Source organism: Pinibacter aurantiacus (genome assembly GCF_019130065.1).
Classification (GTDB): Bacteria; Bacteroidota; Bacteroidia; order Chitinophagales; family Chitinophagaceae; genus Pinibacter; species Pinibacter aurantiacus.
Window position 1 is genome coordinate 17,713 of sequence record NZ_JAHSPG010000017.1, and the last position, 19,369, is coordinate 37,081.

Here is a 19,369-nt window from a genome sequence, read left to right on the forward strand (position 1 = left end):
GTTAAACCCAGATCCCCCGTTCCTCGGGATGACAAGCGAGTGCGTGTTACGCATCGAACATTCTGCATGTACAGGAGAAAAACAGCTTTATTAAGGAAGGTTTTCATCTTGTGCAACACAGAATGTTCGATACATTAAACCGGACCGCTTTGTCATCCCGAGGAACGAGGGATCTGGGACTCCCATGGCGACCTGTTTCTAGCAAAAACGCCTGCCGCACCCAATGCATTTTTCAAATCTTCAAATCTCCAAATTTTCAAATTGCCTAGAGCAACGCTCTAAGGCTCGCCCGCCCCACATTCACCGTCTTGCCGTCTCCGGGTTTGCGGCCTTCATATTGTAAGTTGATTTCCAGATTGTTTGCGAGTCTTTTTGTGACATCTAACGACCATAAATAGTTTTTGCCGGGCAACAAACCATCAAGCATGGTGTAGCTTACAGTCGTGTTTGTGGGGAAAGGATACTTAATGCTGTTGAAAGTAAATTTTCCCTGGATGGATGTGCTTTGCAGTAGATTGTATTTCACTTCGGAGTTCAATGAATTTGAAGTGTATTTTTCATTATCGCCTATCTGGTTTTCCCGATTCATGTATTTGTAGCTGGCAAGAATTCTAAAAGTGGAACTGTGTGTAAACGTTATGCGTGGTTCGGCGGAATACTGATCAATGTTGAAATTCCTGTTGTCGAACTTGTTGCTCTCTGTTGTGAGACGATTGTAGCCCTTTTTGAAATTCGCGTCCAGCGTGATTTTGCGGGTAATGTTCCACCTCGGTTTGAAGCCCCACTCCCCTACCTGGCGACTTTCCAAACCATAGGTAAGCAGCGCCTTTCCATTGTTACGAAGATTGGATACATCAAAGCCCCATTTGGAGCTGAACCTGTTATAGGCAAATGTATTTGACCAAACATTTGCCAACGTAAGCAGGGATGTATCGTTGATCGCTTTGGCAAATGGATTCAGTTGAATAAATCCCTGCGCAATTTCTTTCTTCGAAATTTGAAGCGATGACTGGAAGTTAATGTTTGACAACAGTTTCTTAAAGCCATGCCTGTTCTTCGGGTCAATTATTGACCGCGGATTGAGCGAAACGCTATAGTTAAAAGTGTTGTAGTTGGCTTTTACAAATTCATTGGTGGGCGTGAATATCCGAATATATTTAGCCTGGTCCTGGAACTGCGCCAGTTCAAATTCATTCAGCTGCTGCACGCCATCATTGTTATAATCGATCCATGTATACTGCCCTTGTCCTGCGGGCACTTCAAGGTATGCATAGTCTCTTTTTTGTTCCTGTCCGGCGCCCACTTCATACAAAATATTGCCGGATGCAAAACCTTTCCAAACGTTTGCCTGGTATTCGGCCCTGGCCAGCAAGCTTTCATCAGCGGTTTGGGACGTAATGTCTTTTTGCAATACATCCAGTTTGCGATAAGTGGCGTTCACCCGCAATTGGTTCTTTGGATTTTTCAGCAGATCCGCAAATACGTTGATGTTGTTGCTTCTGTCGGCGCGTTTAAGATCTTTTCCGTAAGGATAGGAATCGGTTCGGTTAAAATAAGTAATCCCCCATTTGTTATACTTGCTTTCATCGGATTTCAAATACGCCTGAATGGTTTGAAAAGAAAAACTGTTGGAGTTGATAGTGTCGGATATTTTATTTCTGATCTCATTGTGTTCAAGCGCGTAGCTCGCGCCAATAACATAATTCCTCATTTGCTTCAACAGTTTTGAAACGTCGAAAGTCGGACGGAAGAAATAGCCTTTATCCGTAGCCGAAACAGAATTGGTCAGGTTGATCTGGTTGTTAAAGCGAAAACCTTTTATGTCTTGTTGTTGCGTAAGAATATTTCGCACGCCATTAAAGCCGTCGCTTCGCGTGTAGGAGTTGAAATCATAACGCAGCCTGTTGTTCATTTTGTCCTGCAGTTCCGTGCCGGCAGTAATAATGGTTTCTGTGGCCGGTGTTGTAAGCAGCGGCAATCCCCAATCCCTTGTGTACTCTACATTCCGGAGTCTTTCAATAGGTTGAAACTGCGCCTGCACCCACTCTATTCCCGCATTGGAAACAAGCTGTAGTTTTTTGTCTGCTTTGCTTCGCAGGGGATGCACATCCTTGATCACAAATTTTCCCGCATAGCCATTGTCGTTGCCTTTATCTTTTTGCGAAAATAAGTTGACGTCGTAATGGCTGTATGCCATTTCTCCGGTAACGGTTGTATGTTTTGATATATTGTAGTCGGCTCCAAACGTAACCACCGATTGCTTTTTCGGCGTAACCAAAAAACTCGCCGCTTCGAAATTTCCCTGTGGCGTGCCGTTCAATGGAGCCACCCACTTGTACACCTTTCCGTTGGCGCCATTTAAATCCGGAACATAGTTGCCACGATTGGTGCCCACTTCAGTGAACGACAAATTGTATTTGGCGCTGTCCGGATTTGTGGAATACACATAAATGCTGTCGTGCCTGCCATCGTGCAATGTGTCGACCCTGGCGTATAATATTTTGTTGGCACTAAAGGTGTCGAGCGTGGCAACGGGATAAAACGCGAGATTGGTGCTATCACCTATGGCATTTAAAAAGTGTTTTTGTGTGCTGTCGAGCGATTGATTGATGGGAGAATTTTTTGCGTCCCCATTGCTATACGCGGCAACGCGCAATTTAAGTTTGTTGCTGAAATTTGTTTCGTTGGAGAGATACAAATTCGTGTTCAGATAATTTCTATCAGCGTATTCAAATTCAACCTGGATCCGGCTGTCCTTTGTGATCATTCGTCTTGGCGTAAAGGTCAGCTCTGCCGTATTGTAGTTAATAATGTAATCCTGGTCTTCGCCGCGTTGTAAGAGTTGCCCGTCCAGAAACACTTTTTCTGTTCCACCCAAAATCACAAAGTAGAGTTCATTGTTGGCTCCCTGTAACCTGTACGGTCCCTGGTTTCCCTCCTGGCCCTGGAAAACGTTTCTCGTGAATTTTCCTTTCGCGATGGAACCGCTTACCAATATGGTGTTCGTTATGCCCGGCGCTATTTTACCGGTATTTTCAAACGTTGCTCCCTGCAGGCGTTTGTAGAAATTGAGGAAATAGTTTTTGTTTTGCCGCAAGTCAATATCACCCAAACTAAGCTGCCAGCCATTCTTTTTAAACTGTAGAAAAACGCGGTCAAACTCGTTCAGCTGTTGCGTTGTTCCGTCAGGCTGAATGGGAATATTGTTATCGGTAATGGCAGCGAGAATCTGAATGCTGTCTGCCAGGTAGCCGCTTAACTGAAGGTTCAGGTTCGAGGTAACCACCACATCCTGGCTATTGCCAAAGGAAATGCCGCGGCCAAAACTACCATTGTATGTAAGATTGCCAAAGTTGAAAAAATTGTTTGCATTTTTATCCGCCTCGCCGGTTATGTAAGGTTTTGCTAAAAAGAAATTGATAAGGCTGTCGTAGTGCATGTGGCTGGCCACTGCGTTCAGCTTGGCGGGAAACACACGGTACACCATAACAAGCGTATCTATCGGCGGCTTTTGTTTCCAGGTTAAAGTGGCATTGACGAAGTCAACGGTGAAACTGCTGTCCGGAACGCCTAAAATATGCACACTATTGGGAACAACGCTTAAGGAGTCGAAAGGCACGACCGAGCCGCTTACGGTAATTGTTTTTTTGCGCAGATTCGAAATGTTCTTTCCCGCGGGAATCTGGCCGAAGCCGGAAAACGCCACAAAAGAAATCAATATTAAAAAAAGCAGTTGCTTCATATAGGCCTTTGAAAATTGCGCAATATTGCCAGAGGCATTGCCTATAAAACGTGGATATTTAAAATTACTGCTTATTTAAAAGGAATTTGCTGCAAAATATTGTATATGAGGGAATAAATAGGAATTAGAAAATAGAAATTAGGAATTAGATGGGCTAAAGCTTTGTTTGAATTTAAGACCAAATGGGATTTGCAATTAGAATAAATATCATGGCATCCTAATCATATTGTCGCAACCAATTTTGCAACTGCTTCTAATTCCTGGTTTTCAATCAGCGTCGTTTAGTTATCGAGAAGGCCCGCCCGGATGAATCCGGTTCGGACGGGCTTCGACAAGCTCGGCCTGACAGCGCGAACGAGCTGTCAGGCCGAGCTTGTCGAAGCCTCGTTGCAGAGAAACAATGTCGTCCAAAGTTCTAACGAACGATATTGAACACCGCTTTTCTAACTCCTAACTCCTGATTCCTATTTATGCATGGGCGTATCTGCTCTGTGTATACTGTCTGCTCGCAATGTGTCTGTGCTCATATTTGACGGATTGGTTGGACTTGCATTACTATTTTGATAAGAAGAATCGGTGTTTGAATTCATGATACTGTCTGACCCTGAATTGTTACTACCTCTGCTATTGTCATTGCCGCAGTAGGCGAAAAACATTCCTATAATGATGGTAGAAATTCCGATTGTTTTTTTCATAAAATTTAAATTTTGTTTTGCTAATCAATTTCATTGCTTGATGATTTTCATGAAAAATGCGTTCCATATAAAGTTTCTTGAAAAGTTGAGCTGATAACGGCATGAAAATTAGACAGTTGAAGGGCTTGTTTATTAAAACAAAACAAGCGGTTTTTTTGTAGATATAGTGTATAAAAAACTCCACTGTAGCTGCGTTTTAGCTGCTATGATGGGAACGGTTTTTTAAGTTGTACTACAAGACGATTGCGAAAATTTAAAATTGAATTTGTATGTCAAAAAAGCCTTTGCCAAATGAAAAAAAGGTCAGCAATGATAAAAGTGTGACCGATAAAAAAGAAGAAGAAATATTTCGTCAGGAGACCGATCTCGATATGAAGATCAGCCTGGAGCGCCGCAAAAAGGGCCTGCCTGATGAGGGTCTAAAAACGCCCGATAATTTTAATGAAGATCATAGCATGGACAGGAATGTGCTATGAAGAATTGAAAATTGAAAGTTGAAAATTGAAAATGAGGAAGAACGCTGATTTTCATGATTGTCAAGATTTGATATGATTTTATATTCCAATCATTTCAAATTATCAAAATCATAATGATCTGCGTTCCATTTTCCATTTTCAACTTTCCATTTTCAACTAAACCCTATCTTCGCGTGATAACCAGACTGTTATTATTCTACTGGTGCAAGCCGATGTCCTACCTTACGAAATCAATTAGTGACTTACTATGCCCCAAACACCAAAACTACCCGGAAGTGGTTTTAAAACACTTTTCGTGATGATTTTTTTATCGGTCAGCGTCTTATCCCAGGCGCAGTTTTCAATGACCGAAACCTTTGCAAACAACAATATTTCTCCCAATCTTATTATTGGCAATAATGCAGCGCTAACAGCCGCTTCGGGTATAGATCCCGCGGGCCAGGGTTGGCTGCGACTGACGAATAACATTGGCCAGAGCGGCTATTGCTATATCAATAAAAATATACCATCTGGCCTGGGTGTATTAGCAGAATTTGAATTCAAGGCATGGAGCACTTCGTATGATCCAAATGCGGATGGGTTTTCAATGTTCTTATTCGATGCGAACTATGGGCCGGGCACATTTAGTATAGGCGCACTGGGTGGAGCTCTGGGATATATTGGTTTGCCGGGAGCATATATTGGCATAGGCCTCGATGAATTTGGTAATAACTCTAATCCCTCTGTGGTAGGCGATGTGAGTGCTCCGGGGTTTATATCACAGGCGATAACCGTTCGGGCGCCGACTTCGCAAAACAACATTTATCTTACCGGCACCGGCGCCAACCTGGGAAACACTCCACTGGCAGGAACTGCATTGAGTTATGGCTATTCGGGCACAGGTCGGCCAACCGATGATGTGTACTATCGCAAAGCTCGCATAACAGTAGCGCCCATAGGTGGTTTGTACCAAATAATTGTGGCTTTGCAAACCAGCCCGAGCGGTACAATGACCAACATTTTAACCACCACCACCGCTACACCTCCTCCTGCTAATCTGAAGATTGGTTTTGCTGCATCCACCGGCTCCTATTGGGCGTATCACGAAATACGCAACCTTACTGTTACAACCCCCGGTGGTGTGCGTGCAGAAAAAACGGGGCCACAGTTATTTAAAAACGGAGACAACGTAAGTTATAAGGTTAAAGTGTACAATGATGGATTCACACCGCAATCAGGCATCGCATTTACAGACAGCCTGCCCGCCGGCTTCCAGTTTGGTTCTATCGCGTTTGATAACGCCGGCAACCCGGGAAATACTTTTGACGCCAATGCAGGGTCGGTTGTAAACAACGTATATACCAACAGCTCACTTGGGCTGAACGGTGGTAGCTACGGCATAATTACCCTCAATGGCATGATGGCCCTGACTGACAGCGCAACAAAGCAAATGAGGAACACTGCCATTGCAAAATCCCCGACCGGTGTGGTTGATCCTGACTTGATAAATGATACTTCACGATTCAGCAGTTATCGTGTGCCGGTTATCAATAAGAAAGACATCAATATCTGTGGTGGAAGCAATACTAGTTTGGCACTTGCTACGATGGCAGGAGCTCAGTTAAACTGGACAGTTAGTTCTACCGGAAGTGTGACGGGCGCTGTTGCAGGTTCAGGAACTGCGGATGCTTCGGGCAATTTTACGTTGAACCAAACTGTAATCAATACAGGTACAACACCAGCATTGGTTACGTACACCATTACACCCTCTTATATACATACACTCGCAGATGGCTCTACTTTAACTGCTACGGGAACTGCGGTGGCATCGACTGTAACGGTAAAACCGATGCCTGCTACGCCAATAATTACATTGACACCGGTTTGTGAAGGCGGTGATCAAATTTTTAAAGCCAGTAGTTCAACTCCTGGTGTTACCTACAACTGGACAGGGCCAAAACTTATAATAATAAATGACCAGGCTATTCTGCAGGCTGCCACACCCAATAACACCATTTATAGTGTTTCCGCGACTTTGAATGGATGTACTTCTCCGGTTGCAAGTACTACGCTGCAATTAAAGCCTGTACCGGCGACGCCAACGATTTCATGGACACCAACCTGCGAGGGCGCTGACGAGGTTCTAACCGCAAGTACTGTAACATCTGGCGTAACCTACAATTGGACGGGTGTAAAACCGCTGATAGTAAATAATAACCAGGCCACGATCAAAGCTGCAACAACCGCAGATAATGGAACCTATAGTGTTACCGCGACTTTGGACGGATGTACTTCCCAGTCCGGAACGGCAGATGTTGTGATCAGGCCTGCGCCCTACGGGCCAGCGGCTTCATACAATGGCGGCAATGGAAGTATTTGCCAGGGCAGTGACTTGTCGCTTTGGGCAGCGTCCGCTACTCCCGGCGCTAGCTACAGTTGGACGGGGCCGAATGGTTTCGCTTCAAATTTGGCTACCCCAATGATTTCAAATGCAAGTCTTTCCGCCGCGGGCCATTACCTTGTTACCGCAACATCTAACGGCTGTACTTCCAAACCAACTGACCTGAATGTGGTGATCAATAACAAGATATCTGTGGACGTAAACAAAAAAGACGTGACCTGCCAGGGAGGATCGGATGGAACGATTGTGTTGACTGCTAGCAACGGACTGGCTCCATATTCATATAAATGGAACAATGGAAGCAATCAACAAATGCTTGCGAATCTTCCGGCCGCCAGCTACAACGCAAAGGTGACCGATGCGAATGGTTGTTATGTGAATACTTCTTCCATTGTAGTAAGTGATGGGGCGGCTCTTCCTCCTACTCCTGTGGCGGATAATATTGAGGTTTGTGAAGGAACAGGATCTTTAACACTAAGTGCAGAGGGCGTTAATTTGCAATGGTACAATAGCGATGGTTCGTCATTGCCATCAGCGCCGCAAATCAGCAAAGGCACTCCAAATGCTTACAGTTATTACGTTAACAGCAAAGATGCATTGGGTTGCGAAAGCCCCAAAACAATGATCACTGCGTGGATCAAACCGGTCCCCGAAATAACCGCTATAAACAAGCGGGAGGCTAACTGTAATGGTTATCCGAAAGGTATTTTTGAAGTGTTGGTTGACGGAGGATGTAAAAATACCGGCTACACGTTTTCATTGCTTAACACCACACAATCCCAGATTAGCGCGACTTTTACAAATATTGCCCCGGGCAATTACACGGTGCAGGTCACTGATGCATGCGGTTGTTCGGCATCACAAAGTGTTACCATGACAGTAAAAATGAATGATTGTGATTTGCAATTACCCAATGCGTTTACGCCGAACAACGATAACAAGAACGATATATTCAGACCAACGAGCTGGGGAATTGTATCAGACTATAAGTTGCAGATATACAACCGCCAGGGCCAGATGGTGTTCCAAAGCACAAGGCCGGAAGATGGATGGAACGGCAGTATCCGGGGAATGGTGCAGCCCGAAGGAACTTACGTATGGCTGCTAAACTACAAAAACGCAAACGGAGAATTGCGCAATTTGAAGGGGACGGTGGTGTTGCTGAAATGATGGTTAATTTGAAAATTTGAAGATTTGAAGATTTGAAAATTAAGAAGTGCATCAGATCGATTGATTATGGCCAGCGCCGGAGGCCGACAGCTATAAATAACAAATGGTCGACCGAAAAGCATTTTCAAATCTTCAAATTTTCAAATTAAAAAAAGCCGCTTATGCGGCTTTTTTTCTCTTCGGTTTCAGCGCTGCTTCCAACGCTTTACTTAGATTTTGAAACGTGGGCTTTTCTGTGAAAAGCTCGCCGTTAATGAAAAATGTAGGTACGTCTTTAACACCTTTGTCTAATCCTTCCAACAGGTCATTTCTTACCGTCCAGCCATACACAGAGTCCACGAGTTTGGGTAAGAAATTTTTGTCTGTGACACCCGCATCACGTGCATACTCCTTCAAGCTGATGGTGCCAAGCGTGCGGTGATAACGGAACAACAGATCGTGCATTTCCCAGAATTTTCCTTCCTGGGATGCTGCCACTGCTGCTTCTGCCGCTTTGTGGGCCCGCTGGTGTATTTGTGTTAAAGGAAAGTGGCGAAAATTAAACCTGAGTTTTCCTTCGAATTCACCGAGTAATTGTTTAACCACATCATGCGCCTTTAAGCATTCATCGCTTTCATAATCGCCAAACATCACAAGGCTTAACGGCGCTTTGGCATCGCCCGTCCACACATTTTTCGGTTCTATAATTTCAACCGTTTCTTTTTGCTTCATAGCTATGCTCCTTTTTTAATAATTGAATAACTGAGTAACTGAATAACTGAATGGTTGAGTTTTGAAGATGCATTTTGAAATGCAAGCTTTCATTTATTCTACCATGAATAGCAGAGTAATTGAATATTATCCACACCCATCGACTTTGAAACTTCAGTTATTCAGTTACTCAGTTATTCAGTTATTTTATAGAAAAGCAAAACCGCCTATCCGGCGGCTCTGCATGTATTTACTTCACTGGTTCTTTCACATCATTTCTAAAGACCACTACTCCATCAAATACATCGACCAGAACCGGATGCGTTTTGTCTACATCGCCGGCGAGTAATCTCTTACTCAGCGGGTTTACGATTTCTTTTTGAATGAGCCTTTTCAAAGGCCTTGCACCAAACTGAGGATCGTAACCTTGTTCAGCAAGGTATTCCAACGCATAGTCACTAAATTCAAGATCTACGCCGCTTTGAGCGACCAGTTTTTTCAAACCGTTCAGCTGGATCTTCACAATTCCTTTGATGTTGTTTTTCAACAACGGATGGAACATGATGATCTCGTCCACACGGTTCAGGAATTCAGGTCTTATTGTTTGCTTCAACAGATCCATTACTTCGTCTCTCGTTTTCTCAACCAGATCATCTATGTTTCTTTCGTTCACATCTTCGAAGTTGGCCTGTATCAGGTGGCTACCAATGTTGCTTGTCATAATGATGATGGTGTTTTTGAAATCCACCACGCGGCCTTTATTGTCCGTGAGGCGGCCATCATCCAGCACCTGCAACATGATGTTCCAAACATCCGGGTGAGCCTTTTCAATTTCATCCAGCAATACCACACTGTAAGGTTTGCGTCGCACGGCTTCCGTTAGTTGTCCGCCTTCATCATAACCCACATAACCCGGAGGCGCACCAACAAGGCGGCTCACAGCATGTTTTTCCTGGTACTCGCTCATGTCTATACGCGTCATCATGTGCTCGTCGTCAAACAGGTAATCTGCCAATGCTTTTGCCAACTCTGTTTTACCAACACCTGTTGTACCAAGGAAAATAAATGATCCTATCGGTTTTTTAGGATCGTGCAATCCGGCACGGCTCCTTCTTATAGCATCCGCCACAGCGGTGATTGCTTCTTCCTGTCCTACCACACGCTTATGCAATTCATCTTCCAGGTTCAGCAATTTTTCACGCTCTCCCTGCATCATTCTTGATACAGGAATGCCCGTAGCTTTTGCAACACTTTCAGCAATGTCATCGGCATCCACTTCCTCTTTCATCAGTCTTGAATGCTGGCTGATGGTATTCAATTCATCCGTGAATTGCTGAATCAGTTTTTCCTGTTCTTTCACTTTGCCGTACCGTATTTCGGCCACTTTACCATAATCACCTTCACGTTCTGCACGATCTGCTGCCAGCTTCAGGTTTTCCACTTCTGCTTTCGCATTTTGCACTTTCTCCACAAGGTCTTTTTCTTCCTTCCACTTAGCTTTATAAGTATCGCGTTCTACGGAAAGATTAGCTATTTCCGTATTCAGCTCTTTTAATTTTTCTTCGTCGTTCTCGCGTTTGATCGCTTCCCTTTCAATTTCCAACTGACGGATTTGTCTTTCCAGTTTATCCAGCTCTTCCGGCATGGAATTCATTTCCAGCCTCAGTTTTGCGGCACTTTCATCTATCAAGTCGATTGCCTTGTCTGGTAAAAAACGATCTGTTATATAACGGTTGGATAATTCAACCGCTGCAATGATCGCTTCGTCTTTAATGCGCACATGGTGGTGCGTTTCGTATTTGTCTTTAATGCCTCTGAGGATGGAAATTGCATCTTCCACAGTAGGCTCGTCGATCATGACTTTTTGGAAACGACGCTCCAGCGCCTTGTCCTTTTCAAAATATTTTTGGTATTCGTTCAGCGTTGTGGCGCCTATTGCTCTCAGTTCACCACGGGCCAAAGCTGGTTTCAAAATGTTGGCCGCGTCCATCGCGCCTTCGCCACCACCGGCACCCACGAGGGTGTGAATTTCATCGATAAACAAAAGGATTTCACCATCGCTTGTGCTTACCTCTTTTACAACACCTTTCAATCTTTCTTCAAACTCTCCTTTATATTTTGCGCCCGCGATCAACTGACCCATATCGAGTGCATAAATGATCTTGCTTTTTAAGTTTTCGGGCACGTCGCCATTTACTATGCGCATTGCCAAACCTTCTGCTATCGCGGTTTTACCAACACCTGGTTCACCTACGAGCAGTGGATTGTTTTTAGAACGGCGCGACAAAATGTGCAGCGTTCTTCTAATTTCTTCATCGCGACCGATAACAGGATCAAGTTTTCCCTGGCGACCAAGTTCATTAAGGTTCTTTGCGTATTTGTTCAAAGTGTTGAACTGCGATTCCTGCGTTTGGGAATTAACGGTTGATCCCTTGCGTAGATCTTTGACTGCCGCGATCAAACCTTTTTCTGTAAGCCCTGCGTCTTTCAGCAGTTTTGCAGTATTGTCATTGCCTTGCAAAATGGCGAGCAACAGATGCTCGACACTTACAAATTCATCGCCAAAAGTTTTTAGATTGGCGCCGGCACGCAACACTACATTGTTAGCGTCTTTGCTAATGGATTGCGCGGGTTCGCCGCCCTGCATTTTAGGCAATCGCTGAATGCTTTCATTCAGCTTTGTTTCTACGTGGTTTATGTTTACGTTGTTTTTCTTCAACAGGAACTCCACGGGGGATTCCTGGTCCCTCAATAAAGCCTGCAGCAAATGCTCGGTTTCAATGTTTGGATTGTTGTCGTTAAATGCCAATTGTTGCGCCTGGGCAATTGCTTCCTGTGCTTTAATAGTAAAATTGTTCAAATTCATAACCTTTCTGTTTTTGGGGCCGCTAATGTTTGGATTTTCCGACCGGATAGCCGGAAGCATGAGCGGTTTTTTCGTGAATGGTCAATTGCGTACGTGAATCGTCAAACGTGAATCGTGAATGGGTGGTCGATAATGTTAGAGAATGATAAACATGAACCATATTCACGATTCACGTTTCACCTTTCACGATATTCAAAAAAACATGCCAATCAGCTGATTTTCACATTTGATTTACATACTTTTAAATTGATCAACACGTTCTTTGTTTATCAAAAAACATACAACAAAAAGAAAGGTTTTAATCCCCAGTAAATATGTCACAAAAATCACACAACATGCGACGTTATTGCAGTGCAGCATTGATTTTCATGCTATTTTTTCAGCTTGCCAGTGCCCAGACCAAACCCAAAAAGGATGCGCCGCTTCCATCACCCTATAACTTTTCAGCGCTTGATGATGCCATCAAAAGCAATCAAAAGGTACTTGGCGAAAATTCTGTGGTGCTTATTTATAAGGACAGCCTTATTTACAGAACTGTGACCGGGGAAATGAAGGAAGATGCACAGGAACCGATCGCCAGTTGCAGCAAATGGCTTACGGCCGCTGTAGTGATGACATTTGTGGATGAAGGAAAAATTTCATTGGATGACGAAATGAGCAAATACATTTCTTCTTTTAGTGCTTACAGTAAGGGAAACATTCGCATAAAAGATTGTCTCTCACAAACAACCGGAATTGAATCCGATAAAAGCGTGCTTGCTCGTATTGCCGAGAAGAAAAAATATACTTCGTTGGAAGATGAAGTGAATGCGATTGCTGCAAAAAAAGACATTGTAGACAGACCGGGTAAACAATTTTTTTACGGAAACGTGGGTTTGGATGTCGCAGCAAGGGTATGTGAGATTGTAGCTAAAAAGCCTTTTGAAAGATTGGTTAAGGAAAGAATAACCGGACCGCTTGGTATGCGCAAAACAACTTTTACGGACGACAACGGAAATGCAGTGGATCCTTCGGGCGGAGCGAAATCTTCTGCGAAAGATTACCTCATATTTCAGGAAATGTTGCTGAACAAAGGCATGTACAACGGCAAACGTATTTTATCGGAAGAATCTGTTGCGCTCATGTGCAAAGCCTACACCACTCCCGAAATGATCAAATACGCTCCTAAAGTGGCGCAAGGTTACAACTACGCGCTGGGTGCATGGGTGCAGGAAGCGGATGAAAGCGGCAAACCAACCGTGTTGGCTTGCCCCGGCCTGTTCGGTACATGGCCCTTTATCGACCTCAAAAGACATTACGCCTGCATCATCTTCACCAAAAGCCTTCTCGGCGAGCAAAAAAGAGACGTGTATTTGCAGTTTAAGGAGGTGATTGATCAAGCGCTTGATAGTAAATAGACCGTTATCGAATTAATAATTAATAATTAGTAATTAATAGCGTGTCATCCATTCAATTGTAGTTGTCCTGTCTGTTGGACAATCATGCACATCATTTGCAATTTGAGTGTAACACTATTAATTACTAATTATTAATTATTAATTCTCCAAAGTCGTGGCACAACTTTTAATGCTTACACTCCAAATAGCTGTGTCATGAAAAAAGAACCGACAAAAGCACCGGATACAAGCGATAACAGATTGGCGGATAAATATGCGGGTAAAGATTTACCCGATAGTGAAAAAGACAGGAAGGAAATGGAGGAAGAAGAAACAACTATCGACTTGCCGGACGTGAAAGATATACCGGGTCAGGAACATGTACATGTGCCGCACTTTAGAGAATTTGGAGATACAACGATTTCGTCCAAAGATGAAGAAGGTGGAGATCTTTTTGATGAAGAGGAAGAAGATGCAGACGATGAAAGCAACGTGAGTGAAACCGAGCGAAAACTCTTGCAAAAAGCAGCGGTTCAAACACCCGGAGACGAAGATGAGGCTGCCGTCCGTGCCGCAGCACTCGACCGTACCGATGAAGAAGGAACCCCGTTAGAAGAATCAAATCTTGTGAAGGATCGTTTTGGTGAGGACCTCGATCTTCCGGAAGCAGAAGAAGTCACAGATGAGGATGAAACTGCGGAAGATGATGAAGAAGAGGATATTTAGACTCGCAATAGGAAAATAAGATGCGGCTTTCGGGCCGCATTCTTATTTGGGGGATGTTTCGTTGCTGTAGAGACGCATTTTCATGCGTCTCTAGCATTCGTTGGGTGTTGCAGGAGACGCATTTTCATGCGTCTCTAGCATTTCGTTGGGTGTTGCAGGAGACGCATTTTCATGCGTCTCTACGGGTGTGAAATGCCGTATTCTTCCATCTTTCTGTACAACGTTGTTAGTCCTATATTTAGCAGCTCCGCTGTTTTTGTTTTGTTGCCTTTCGTAATTGCAAGCACTTTTTGAATGTGCAGTTTTTCAACATCATTCAATGATAGCGGTGATGCGCTTTGTGTATGTGGATGCGTCATTTCAAAAGGTAGATCATCTATCGTAATTTGATGTGTGTCGCAAAGAATGCAGGCTCGCTCGATTACATTTCTCAACTCGCGGATATTTCCTTTCCAACGATAATTTTTTAACAACAACAATGCATCTTTCTGTATGCCTTTGATGATCTTTTTTGTTTTAGCAGCAAATCTTTGAATGAAAAAACTTGTCAGCGCTTCGATGTCTTCTACCCTTTCGTTGAGTGATGGAATATTGATGACGAACGTGGCGAGCCTGTAAAACAGATCGGCACGAAAACCTTGCGCATCTATTTCTTTTTGCAGATCGCGATTGGTAGCTGCGACTATGCGTACATCGACTGTTAATGGTTTTGTTTCGCCAAGTTTTGTGAAGGTTTGCGTTTCCAATACACGCAATAATTTTGCCTGCAATTCAACGGGCATTTCTCCTATTTCGTCAAGAAACAAGGTGCCCAAATGTGCTTCTTCAAAAAGTCCTTTTTTATCCTTGTCAGCACCGGTGAATGCCCCTTTTTTATGTCCGAACAATTCGCTTTCCAGCAGTTCTTTGGGGAAAGCACTGCAGTTAATTGCGACGAAATTTTTATTCTTTCTATTGCTGCTATAATGGATGGATTGCGCAAACAACTCTTTGCCTACGCCCGTTTCGCCGGTTATTAAAACAGTGGTGTCAGTGCCTGCCACTTTTTTCGCCAACTTAATGACATTCTGAATTGCGGGCGAGTTGCCTATGATCTGCTCAAAACTGTAATGATCATTCAGCTTTGCCTGCAAGCTGTACACCTGCTTTTGCAACTGCACTTTATCCACGGCGCGGCTTAGTGCAGGAATGATTTTATCGTTGTCATCGCCTTTTACAAAATAATCAAAGGCACCACGCTTCATGGCTTCAATACCGTCGTGAATGGTTGCAAATGCAGTCATGACAATAATTTCAGCCGCCGGCAAGTATTTTTTTGCTTCCGGCACAAGGTCGATGCCGTTGCCATCAGGCAGTTTCACGTCGGTGAGAATGATGTCGATCTCAGCGTGCTTCTGCATCAACTGCAGCCCCGTTTTGTAATCCTCAGCCTGTATTACGTGATATCCCTCCAGTCCAATTATGCGTGCAAACAAGTGCCGTAGTTTCTCTTCGTCGTCGATTAATAGTATGGTTGACATAGTCCAAAACTAATTTGAAAATTTGAAGATTTGAAAATTTGAAAATGAAGGGAGGCTGAACGCTCAAAGCCTAACGCTAAGCTGCTCAATAGAATTCCAGTAGTTGAAGAGTGCGACGCAACAAAGGTTCAATCAGGGATCGGATGCCCGGCCAATAATTGAATAACTAAATAAACGAGTAATCGATTTCCTGAGGACCTGACCGACCTAAAGAATTTTCAAATTTTCAAATTTCCACATCTTCAAATAGCCCGCCCCCCCGGCACGATTTTTTTAGTGGTTTAGTAAACGGAGATGAAGATATATCTACTGTGTTTGATGACTTTATTGACATTCATTTCTCAACGAAAAACCGAAAAATCCGGCTCATTAAAAGTGACCCTGGCTGGGATGCGAAACGACAAAGGAACCGTATTGGTTGGGTTGTATAAGACGGAAGACGGATTTCCGTTTAACGCTGTAAAGGCCTTTAAAGGTGCGAAGGCTGAGATTAAGGACGGAAACGCAGAGGTGGATTTTGAGGATGTTCCTTCAGGAGTGTTTGCCATAGCTGCATTACATGATGAAGATAATAACATGCAAATGGCAAGAAAACCAAACGGTTTGCCCAACGAAGAATATGGATTTTCGAACGATGCGAAAGCAACATTCGGGCCTCCAACATTCGACAAGGCCAGCTTTGAACATACTGGCGATCAGGTCATTTCTATTAAGATGAAAATTTGATGGTAACTATTATTAGCGGAGCTTTTGTCCAAGATGTGTAGTTTGATAGCGCTAATAATACTTTAATGACCGTGCCGTAAAACGAAGGGAGAAAGCCCGAGGGGCTGGTATTCCTTCGTTTTTTTAATAACTGAATAACTGAATGACTGAATAACTGAGTAGTAGAACGTCGTAGAGACTTTCCAAATATCAGCATTCAGTTATTCAGTCATTCAGTTATTCAGTTAATGCTCTCTATGCTTTCGGTAACTCAAACGCAAACACGCTTCCCTTTCCTTCTTCGCTCTCTACCCAGATCCTGCCGCCTTGCGAAGTGATGAAATCCCTTGCAATGGCCAGTCCCAGGCCGGTGCCGGATTTGATGTCGTCTTTTGTTTTGTAAAATTTTTCAAAGATGCGGCTCTGCTCTTCCGGTGAAATGCCTTTGCCAAAATCCTGCACGCTAAACTTCACTTTGCCATCGATGCTTTTTATAGCGGTGATGATTTTTGAGGAAGAGGATGAATACCTGATCGCATTAGTGAGCAAATTGGTCAGCACCCAGGTTGTTTTTTCTGCATCCGCTTTGCAGTACAATTCTTCGTTGCCTTCTTTTATTATTTCAAGGGCGATTTGTTTTTGTGAGGCCTGCATTTGTACGGACTGCAAGGCAAAGTCAAGCACTTTGTTGACGTTTACCGATTGTATATTCAATCGGATGTTTCCTGTCTCCACCTGCGAGAGATCGAGCAGCTCTCCCACTATTTTCACCAAACGGTTTTTGTCGTCTTTAATGTGCTCAACCAGTTCCTGCTGTTCATCATTGAGATTGCCGGTACGCTGATCTTTCAGCAATTTCAATGAGAGGTCAATGGATGCAAGCGGCGTTTTTAATTCGTGTGAAATGGTGGCGATGAAATTCGTTTTCGCCAGGTCAAGTTCTTTGTATGGTGTGATGTTTTTAAATACGATCACGCGGCCTGTTTTTTGTCCGCCCTGCGTTATGTCATTGATCTCTTTCGTGAAGTAATTTTCCTTGTTTTCCACTACGATCTTGAAAGGTGTGCCGTTATTTTCCTGCAATAAAAATCTGAACAGATCATTTCTTCTGCTTACTTCTTCCTGCGATTTGTTGATCACGTCGGCCTCTTTCAAATTCAATAATTGCAATGCCTGTTGATTGGCAAACAGGACCTTTCCACTCACATCAATGCCGAGGCTTGCGTCTTTCATTGTTTGGATAACGGTTTCTGCTCTTTGTTTTTCAAACAAAATCGTGGCGAGATTGCTATGCTCGTACTCATCGAGTTTTTCGGCCATTGTATTAAATGCCTGTGCGAGTTCACCAAATTCATCTTTTCGATTAATGTGCAGGCGGTAGTTGTAATTCTTGTCAGACAAGGCTTTGATCGCTTCATTGAGCTTTGAGATGGGTCCGGAAACGTACGATGGAAAATTGGCAAGAAATGTGAACGACAACAGAAAAACCACCGCTCCCAAAACTGTTATAATGGTGATGGCTTTGCTTGCTGTTTGCTGCGCCTGCTTGTTCTTCCGGTCAATCGCCTGCATGTTGAGTGCTAAAACTTCCTGTATGTGATTTTCTATTTCATTTTTGAGTACGGGAAATTTTTCTTTCGAAGATCTGAATTCCTCAAAGGCTTTGCGGATATAAGCTGTGGCGGGGGCCTCGCCTACTTCTGTTGCGTTTTTTTCTTCGAGTTGCAGCTGTTGGTCAAATTTCCGGATGGCATTCGAGTCCTTGTCCATCATTACCAATTGTTGTTGCATAGAGTGACAGTAAGACAAACTTTCATAGTTGTCTTTAAGAATTACGTTGGCGTCATGACTTAATGCTGTTAAAAAATAGGCGGCTGTTCCTCCTACGATCAACAAGAGTAGAAACAAAAAAGCAACGCCTGTAATTATTTTGGTTCGTAAGCGATTCATGATAAAATGATAAGATCAATGTCGTTCAATGACAATGTACGGAGTAATTGTTTGAAAACACTTGTTTGTAAAATTATCTGAAATAAGTTCATGTGCGGTTTTCCTATGGTAACCGTTGAAACTTTTTTTTTAATGGCTATTTGCATAATCGCTTCTGCAACGTGATCCTCTTTTATCTGTATCACTTCTGCGCCAAGCTCAGTGGCGTTTTTGAAATTGTTGATGAGGTGCCGTTGTTTGTCCAGCGGTATTTTGTCCATGCTTTCCCGCTTCGTTTGCACATAGAGGACATACCATTTTGAGTTATAGTAAGACGCCAGCCTTGCTGTTTTGCGAATGATCTTTTGCGATGTAAGATGATTGCTGGAAATACACGCCAGGAATCGTTCATGTCGCAATGATTTGTCGCGGGTTACCTCTACGTCTACTTTTCGCTCTACCTGTCCGGCCACTTCTTTCAGCGCCAGCTCACGCAATTGCAAGATCTTCTCCGGTTTAAAGAAGTTTTGCAGCGCATGCTGCACTTTGCTGTTATCGTAGATCTTCCCTTCTTTCAATCTTGTGATCAATTCTTCGGCTGTGAGATCTATGTTCACTACTTCATCCGCTATTTGAAGAATGGTGTCAGGCACTCGTTCTTTTACCTCAATGCCTGTAATGTGATACACCTCTGTATTTATGCTTTCAATGTGCTGAATATTGATTGCAGTAATAACGTCGATGCCTTCATTTAGAATATCCACCACATCCTGCCAGCGCTTTTCATTCTTGCTTCCGGGAATGTTGGTGTGCGCCAATTCATCTATAATTGCCACTTGCGGATGAAGCAGCAAAATGGCCTGCACATCCAGTTCATCCAACATTTTTCCTTTGTAGAAAACTTCGCGTCTGGGAATGATGGGTAGTCCGTCAACCAGCGCTTGTGTTTCCTGTCGCCCATGCGTTTCTATATAGCCGATCTTGACATTTACGCCATTGCGCAACAAGGCATGAGCTTCCTGCAACATGCGGTAGCTCTTACCCACGCCGGCGCTCATGCCTATGTATATTTTTAGTTTGCCTTTCAATGTAGT

Annotated in this window: 12 protein-coding genes; 5 read left to right on the top strand and 7 right to left on the bottom strand. The window is 43.6% G+C overall.

Annotation, left to right across the window (positions count from 1 at the left end; genetic code table 11):
• Positions 1-265 precede the first annotated feature (265 nt).
• Together KTO63_RS23260 and KTO63_RS23265 are read right to left on the bottom strand one after the other, a co-directional pair.
• The gene (locus tag KTO63_RS23260; RefSeq protein ID WP_232373308.1) at positions 266-3,742 is read right to left on the bottom strand and encodes a hypothetical protein; all 3,477 of its coding nucleotides are present in this window, start codon (positions 3,740-3,742) and stop codon (positions 266-268) included.
• Positions 3,743-4,206: 464 nt separating this feature from the next.
• A complete protein-coding gene (locus tag KTO63_RS23265; RefSeq protein ID WP_217794376.1) occupies positions 4,207-4,437 on the bottom strand; it encodes a hypothetical protein in 231 nt (76 codons plus the stop codon).
• A 269-nt stretch (positions 4,438-4,706) separates the two neighbouring features.
• On the opposite strand from KTO63_RS23265, the gene KTO63_RS23270 reads away from it, so the two are divergent.
• Together KTO63_RS23270 and KTO63_RS23275 are read left to right on the top strand one after the other, a co-directional pair.
• Complete coding sequence (locus tag KTO63_RS23270) at positions 4,707-4,913, top strand: hypothetical protein (RefSeq protein ID WP_217794377.1); 207 nt, start codon at positions 4,707-4,709, stop codon at positions 4,911-4,913.
• 247 nt (positions 4,914-5,160) lie between these two features.
• Entirely contained in the window at positions 5,161-8,463 is a 3,303-nt protein-coding gene (locus tag KTO63_RS23275) for an Ig-like domain-containing protein (protein ID WP_217794378.1), read from the top strand.
• Between the two features lie 159 nt (positions 8,464-8,622).
• On the opposite strand, the gene KTO63_RS23280 is transcribed toward KTO63_RS23275, so the two are convergent.
• Both KTO63_RS23280 and clpB read right to left on the bottom strand, forming a co-directional pair.
• Positions 8,623-9,174, bottom strand: a complete 552-nt coding sequence (locus KTO63_RS23280; protein ID WP_217794379.1) for a DsbA family protein — start codon at positions 9,172-9,174, stop codon at positions 8,623-8,625.
• Between the two features lie 229 nt (positions 9,175-9,403).
• Positions 9,404-12,019, bottom strand: a complete 2,616-nt coding sequence (gene clpB, locus KTO63_RS23285) for an ATP-dependent chaperone ClpB (protein WP_217794380.1) — start codon at positions 12,017-12,019, stop codon at positions 9,404-9,406.
• A gap of 335 nt (positions 12,020-12,354) precedes the next feature.
• Between clpB and KTO63_RS23290 the strand changes: the two genes are divergently transcribed.
• Positions 12,355-13,416 carry a serine hydrolase domain-containing protein gene (locus tag KTO63_RS23290; RefSeq protein WP_217794381.1) on the top strand — a complete coding sequence of 354 codons (1,062 nt, stop codon included), beginning with the start codon at positions 12,355-12,357 and terminating at the stop codon, positions 13,414-13,416.
• 195 nt (positions 13,417-13,611) lie between these two features.
• Positions 13,612-14,121: a hypothetical protein gene (locus KTO63_RS23295; protein ID WP_217794382.1), complete on the top strand. Its 510-nt coding sequence runs from the start codon at positions 13,612-13,614 to the stop codon at positions 14,119-14,121.
• Between the two features lie 179 nt (positions 14,122-14,300).
• Here KTO63_RS23295 and KTO63_RS23300 read toward each other — a convergent pair whose 3' ends face one another.
• Positions 14,301-15,641 carry a sigma-54-dependent transcriptional regulator gene (locus tag KTO63_RS23300; protein ID WP_217794383.1) on the bottom strand — a complete coding sequence of 447 codons (1,341 nt, stop codon included), beginning with the start codon at positions 15,639-15,641 and terminating at the stop codon, positions 14,301-14,303.
• 318 nt (positions 15,642-15,959) lie between these two features.
• Here KTO63_RS23300 and KTO63_RS23305 point away from each other — a divergent pair, with 318 nt between their 5' ends.
• The gene (locus tag KTO63_RS23305) at positions 15,960-16,367 is read left to right on the top strand and encodes a DUF2141 domain-containing protein (protein WP_262902024.1); all 408 of its coding nucleotides are present in this window, start codon (positions 15,960-15,962) and stop codon (positions 16,365-16,367) included.
• Positions 16,368-16,601: 234 nt separating this feature from the next.
• Here the strand turns inward: KTO63_RS23305 and KTO63_RS23310 are convergent, their stop codons facing one another.
• A complete protein-coding gene (locus KTO63_RS23310) occupies positions 16,602-18,296 on the bottom strand; it encodes a HAMP domain-containing sensor histidine kinase (protein WP_232373309.1) in 1,695 nt (564 codons plus the stop codon).
• Complete coding sequence (locus KTO63_RS23315; RefSeq protein ID WP_262902023.1) at positions 18,293-19,363, bottom strand: sensor protein KdpD; 1,071 nt, start codon at positions 19,361-19,363, stop codon at positions 18,293-18,295. The genes KTO63_RS23310 and KTO63_RS23315 overlap by 4 nt, the downstream gene beginning before the upstream one ends.
• Positions 19,364-19,369 lie beyond the last annotated feature (6 nt).

Bases quoted from the DNA above. Each gene is read 5' to 3' on its own strand.
- KTO63_RS23305 (WP_262902024.1), top strand. From the start codon at position 15,960: ATGACTTTATTGACATTCATTTCTCAACGAAAAACCGAAAAATCCGGC.
- KTO63_RS23270 (WP_217794377.1), top strand. From the start codon at position 4,707: ATGTCAAAAAAGCCTTTGCCAAATGAAAAAAAGGTCAGCAATGATAAA.
- KTO63_RS23280 (WP_217794379.1), bottom strand. From the start codon at position 9,174: ATGAAGCAAAAAGAAACGGTTGAAATTATAGAACCGAAAAATGTGTGG.
- clpB (WP_217794380.1), bottom strand. From the start codon at position 12,019: ATGAATTTGAACAATTTTACTATTAAAGCACAGGAAGCAATTGCCCAG.
- KTO63_RS23290 (WP_217794381.1), top strand. From the start codon at position 12,355: ATGCGACGTTATTGCAGTGCAGCATTGATTTTCATGCTATTTTTTCAG.
- KTO63_RS23310 (WP_232373309.1), bottom strand. From the start codon at position 18,296: ATGAATCGCTTACGAACCAAAATAATTACAGGCGTTGCTTTTTTGTTT.
- KTO63_RS23300 (WP_217794383.1), bottom strand. From the start codon at position 15,641: ATGTCAACCATACTATTAATCGACGACGAAGAGAAACTACGGCACTTG.
- KTO63_RS23265 (WP_217794376.1), bottom strand. From the start codon at position 4,437: ATGAAAAAAACAATCGGAATTTCTACCATCATTATAGGAATGTTTTTC.
- KTO63_RS23275 (WP_217794378.1), top strand. From the start codon at position 5,161: ATGCCCCAAACACCAAAACTACCCGGAAGTGGTTTTAAAACACTTTTC.
- KTO63_RS23260 (WP_232373308.1), bottom strand. From the start codon at position 3,742: ATGAAGCAACTGCTTTTTTTAATATTGATTTCTTTTGTGGCGTTTTCC.
- KTO63_RS23295 (WP_217794382.1), top strand. From the start codon at position 13,612: ATGAAAAAAGAACCGACAAAAGCACCGGATACAAGCGATAACAGATTG.